The organism is Nitrospirota bacterium (genome assembly GCA_016212185.1).
Lineage (GTDB): Bacteria > Nitrospirota > Thermodesulfovibrionia > UBA6902 > DSMQ01 > JACRGX01.
Window position 1 is genome coordinate 1 of record JACRGX010000084.1, and the last position, 4,587, is coordinate 4,587.

General features: G+C 43.5%; 6 protein-coding genes. All 6 read right to left on the minus strand.

Features of this window, described 5'->3' with window-relative positions:
- The coding region (locus HZA10_09745; protein MBI5196593.1) for a glutamine--fructose-6-phosphate aminotransferase at positions 1-566 on the minus strand (566 nt) is incomplete at its 3' end.
- A gap of 208 nt (positions 567-774) precedes the next feature.
- Positions 775-1,581 carry an MvaI/BcnI restriction endonuclease family protein gene (locus HZA10_09750; protein ID MBI5196594.1) on the minus strand — a complete coding sequence of 269 codons (807 nt, stop codon included), beginning with the start codon at positions 1,579-1,581 and terminating at the stop codon, positions 775-777.
- Positions 1,578-2,540: a site-specific DNA-methyltransferase gene (locus HZA10_09755; protein ID MBI5196595.1), complete on the minus strand. Its 963-nt coding sequence runs from the start codon at positions 2,538-2,540 to the stop codon at positions 1,578-1,580. Before HZA10_09755 ends, HZA10_09750 begins: the two co-directional genes overlap by 4 nt.
- An 81-nt stretch (positions 2,541-2,621) precedes the next feature.
- Positions 2,622-3,023, minus strand: a complete 402-nt coding sequence (locus tag HZA10_09760; GenBank protein MBI5196596.1) for a HEPN domain-containing protein — start codon at positions 3,021-3,023, stop codon at positions 2,622-2,624.
- Complete coding sequence (locus HZA10_09765; protein ID MBI5196597.1) at positions 3,023-3,367, minus strand: nucleotidyltransferase domain-containing protein; 345 nt, start codon at positions 3,365-3,367, stop codon at positions 3,023-3,025. The genes HZA10_09760 and HZA10_09765 overlap by 1 nt, the downstream gene beginning before the upstream one ends.
- Before the next feature lie 52 nt (positions 3,368-3,419).
- On the minus strand, positions 3,420-4,587 hold a 1,168-nt coding region (gene glmU / locus HZA10_09770; GenBank protein ID MBI5196598.1), incomplete at its 5' end, for a bifunctional UDP-N-acetylglucosamine diphosphorylase/glucosamine-1-phosphate N-acetyltransferase GlmU.

A 4,587-nucleotide genomic window follows, 5' to 3' on the forward strand; every position in this document is an offset into this window, starting at 1 on the left:
AAGCCTTCGCCGTCTCCAAGGCCGACCACCAGCGGGCATTCCATGCGCGCGCCGATGATTTTATCCGGCTCATCCTTTGATATGACCACAATGGCATAAGAGCCTTTAACCTGTTTCAAGACCTCTCTTACAGAATCCTCAAACCCTTTGCCTGCCTTCATCTGGCGGGATATGAGATGCGCGAGTATCTCAGTGTCCGTCTCGGACTTGAAAACTGCGCCCTGTTTTTTAAGCTCCTCTTTTAAGGCGAGATAATTTTCTATGATACCGTTGTGCACAACCGCAACGCCTGCCTCCACATGAGGATGGGCATTCTCCTCGGACGGCCTTCCGTGTGTAGCCCAGCGGGTGTGGCCGATGCCGATATGCCCTTTGACCGGATGGCCGTGGATCTTCTTCTCAAGGTTGATGAGTTTGCCCACGCTCCGGCGCACCTCTATCTTTTTGCCGGTGTCAATAATGGCAACGCCCGCGGAATCGTATCCGCGATACTCAAGCCGCCTGAGCCCGTCCAGCAGGACTTCGCTGGCATCCTTATTGCCTATGTAGCCGACTATTCCACACATAACATATTAGTTCACGCTGAAAATCGCCCATCTGCTTTGTCAGGACTGCGGGTTTACATCCTCACATACCTAAAAAGTATGCTGCGGTGCAAACCCTTGCCCTTCTGCGCATCTGGGACATTTTTGAGCGTGAACTGAAATTCTCCTTGTCTTTGGCTCAACCCTTGCGTTTATAATGAAAATAATCTATACCCTTATTACGCCAGTTTTAGATTGCACGTCGAATATCTGTATATAGCTCTTTCCAGTAGCCTTGCTTCAAGCGAAATTTAGTGCCGTGATTATGGCCTGTCCTTGCATCAAAATCAATAAGGACATAACCTTTTTCGACAGCCGTAAGAAATTTCTCAAAAGAAAAACCGGATAATATATGTAATTCTTTATAAAGGAAGAATTCTTTTGACTTTTCTTTCTTGCTGTCCGCAACCACATAAAAACAGTTTTTTATTTTTGTGCCGATTGCATAGTTTAAATCTTCAAATCCCCAGTATGGTTCCGGAATAAGAGGACCAAGACCTATTCTTTCTTCCACAGATTGCAGCCATGAGGCTATTTCATGTTCATCTACCTTTGCTCTGGCAGCATCAAAAATAAATTTTACCTTATTCTCTTTTCTGTCCACAACTATTTTGAAGCCTCTTTTGGTGTAATCGGTTGCGCTTGTTGTTGACCGAAAACTCATCTCATGCGCGGGATATTTCTTGCCGGCCTGTTTATGTTTCCAGCCATACTTGGGAAGCAATAATTTTGATACAATCTGAGCGGCAGTGGGCGATGGTTCTATATGTTTCAAAGTGATTAGCGATGTTGTGTGAGACCTTTGTCCTTTCAATTCCCATTCGCGGGTATTTGGTATGGGCAAATTGTTTTCTCTGATGTGCAAGAGTGATTCCAGAGTATTGCCAACGGCGCCGTCATTCCGAGCATTACGGGTTTTCTTTACACTTTTATGCCAGCCTTTACCGAAAATTTCCCGCATTTCTTGAATGAGTTCTTCTTTTGTATAGAGTTTCATTTCGTTGCCGGTCTCCAAAAATCCAATAGATATTCAAAAGTAACTCCCATAGTAATATAGTTGCTTGGCCAGCCAAAGATACCTACTTTATTTACAATATTTGTCCTGTCCCAAATGATAACATTTCTCAATTCATAACCGCGTTTTCTCAACTCTTCTATCAAAGAAACATGGATTGTTATTCTTTTGTTTTCCCACCACATATCCGGTACATTGATAACGCAGTGGCCTTTCGGTTTCAGAAGGGGAAGCATATTCCCATAAATATCTCCCATAGCCGCTGTATACGCTTCAAGATTCATAGTTCCCAAATCTCTTGCATCTTGAGAATACTGCTCAACCTTTCCAAGCTGCTCGTTTTTGCGGTCTCTGCGCGATTTGTTTTTTCTTACACGATTCAGGAGATTAGCGTAAGGCGGAGATGTCCAGATTAAACTTACGGTTTCCGGCTCAAAATATTTTGAGATATTTCTTGCGTCGTCCTGTATCGCCAGTTGTTGCGCGTTGTTGAAAAGTTGATTAGTAGCCAAACGGTTTTTACAAAGGTCAATATATTTCCTTTGCAAGTCAAAACCTACGGCATTACGATTGAGGTCTTGAGCAGCCACAAGTGTGGTGCCGCTCCCTGCAAACGGGTCAATTACAAGCTCCCCTTGATGTGTGAAAAGTTCCATAACTTTTTTTGCCAAGGCGATGGGGAATGTTGCAGGATGGATAGTTTTATCACGGATGTCTCTGCTTTCATAAAAAAATTGCCAAACACCAATCTGGCTTTTCAACCATTCTTTTGCGGTTAGACAATTTATACGAGTGGGAGGACAGTTGCAGGTTCGAGTGTAGGCGATAGGTAAAGTTGCTCCATAGGGTGATATTGATTCTTTAACCCTGTCAGGTGCTTTCCTCTTAGTCTTTTTAGTTTTTGTTTTACCAGCAATTCTATATGTCGCTTTTTTTGTCATAATTCTCCAAGGGATTTTGCCTGATCACGTTTGCCACTTTACTTGTTCAATTTGCAAAATTGAACCAGCGTATGTTTGCTTTCACTTCATCCGCTGAATAACATTTTCTATCTCCGCAATGAATTTCTTTGCAGACTGAATCTGCGCATCAGCCTCTTCTCTGGAAACAACAAAAAAATCCCCGTAGTCTGCCTGTTCTCTGTAAAGTTTTGCCTTTCCTGTGAGCTTGCCAATATCTGCGGATATAAGTTCGGTTTTTACAAAATGCTGGTTGAAAAGGGCAATAACACCGGAGTGTTTTGAACTGTCCAGTTGTTTTGTTGCAAGAAGCGCCCTTGCAGCAGTGAAAATGGCATAATATGACCTGCTTACCGAATCTTTATAATCTCCATTTTCAAGAAGGTCAATGGCAGATTTGAGTTTTTCCTTTGCGCTATCAAGACGATAGGAAACCAATACACTCTTTTTATCAGCGTCTGCCATTACAATCTAACCCCCTCTGCTTCAACACTCAACACAAATGGCGATGACATATTTCTATTCACTTGATACTCATACTTGCTAAAGATAACAGGCGATAAGGGCATATCATATTCCAATGCCAGTTCAGCGGTAATATCACCAATCTTATCCATTACATCAAGCGTCCTCTCCTTCACAACAACAAGTATATCTATATCCGAATCTCCGGTAAAATCTCCTCTCACTTTTGATCCGAATATTTCCATATCAATAAGATTTTGTCCCAGCGCAGTCCGCACCTGTTTTGCAAATTCCTCTACAACCTTTTTTTCTATTTTGGTCAAATATTTCAGACCGATTTTCATGTTGTCTTATTGTCCCTTGGCCTTGCTCCAAAACGAGGTGGCGCAGCCCACCCTACTTCTGCTTACCTCTTTTCAACGCCCATCCCTCAATAACCCTCTGTTCAGCGCGGCTTAATGCAAGTGAACCGGAAGGCACATTTTTGGTGATGGTGGAGCCGGAGCCGATGTAGGCATTTTTTCCCACTTTTACCGGCGCAACAAGCTGCGTATCGCTGCCGATGAATGCGCCGTCTTCTATAATGGTCTGATGCTTTTTTATGCCATCGTAGTTGCAGGTAATTGTGCCTGCGCCGATATTCACATCCTTACCGATTATTGCATCGCCGATATAACTCAAATGATTTGCCTTTGAGCCTTTGCCGATTTTTGATTTTTTAATCTCAACAAAATTTCCCACCTTTGCATTGTCTTCAATTACAGAGTCAGGACGAAGCCTTGCAAACGGCCCGATGGATACATGCCTGCCGATTGTTGATGATTCAATAACAGAATTGCTTTTTATGACAGAATCATCTCCAATGGTGGAGTTTATTATCTTGCATCCTTCTTCTATTAAACATCTCTGCCCGATATTTGTATCACCTTCTAAAAACACATTCGGATAGATGATGGTGTCTTTGCCAATATTTACATTTTTATGGATATACGCTGTCTCATCATCAATCAGCGTAACCCCTGAGAGCATAAGCCCGTTATTTATCCGCTGCCTCATCACCCTGTTTGCCTCTGCCAGTTCAATCCTATTATTTATCCCCATGACCTCCGCAGGGTCAATGTGCGTCAGGCACGCAACCTTGTGACCTGCATTGACGGCCATCTCTATCAAATCCGGGAGATAATATTCACCCTGCGCATTTCCCTTTTTTACCTTCTTCAGGCCGGAAAAGAGAAACTTCGCATCCACGCAATAAATTCCGGTATTGATTTCATTGACAGCCTTTTCCTCTATGCTTGCGTCTTCGTGTTCCACGATTCGAATGATGCTGTTATTTCCATCCCGCAGCGCCCTGCCGTAGCCTGACGGGTCTTCAACAACAGTGGAGATAAAAGATACGACCGCCTTTTTCTTTGCGTGGAGGTTTAAAAGACCCATAACGGTCTCTCTGGTAATGAGCGGGACATCGCCGGAAAGGATTAAGCAATCGCCGGTGAAATTTTTGAGAGCGGATTTGGCGCACAGAACCGCATGGCCTGTGCCAAGCTGGGGTTCTTGCTTAACA

What these genes read in the sequence shown, in the direction of transcription:
- HZA10_09760 (MBI5196596.1), bottom strand. Translation starts at nt 3,023, where the DNA reads ATGGCAGACGCTGATAAAAAGAGTGTATTGGTTTCCTATCGTCTTGAT.
- HZA10_09750 (MBI5196594.1), bottom strand. Translation starts at nt 1,581, where the DNA reads ATGAAACTCTATACAAAAGAAGAACTCATTCAAGAAATGCGGGAAATT.
- HZA10_09755 (MBI5196595.1), bottom strand. Translation starts at nt 2,540, where the DNA reads ATGACAAAAAAAGCGACATATAGAATTGCTGGTAAAACAAAAACTAAA.
- HZA10_09765 (MBI5196597.1), bottom strand. Translation starts at nt 3,367, where the DNA reads ATGAAAATCGGTCTGAAATATTTGACCAAAATAGAAAAAAAGGTTGTA.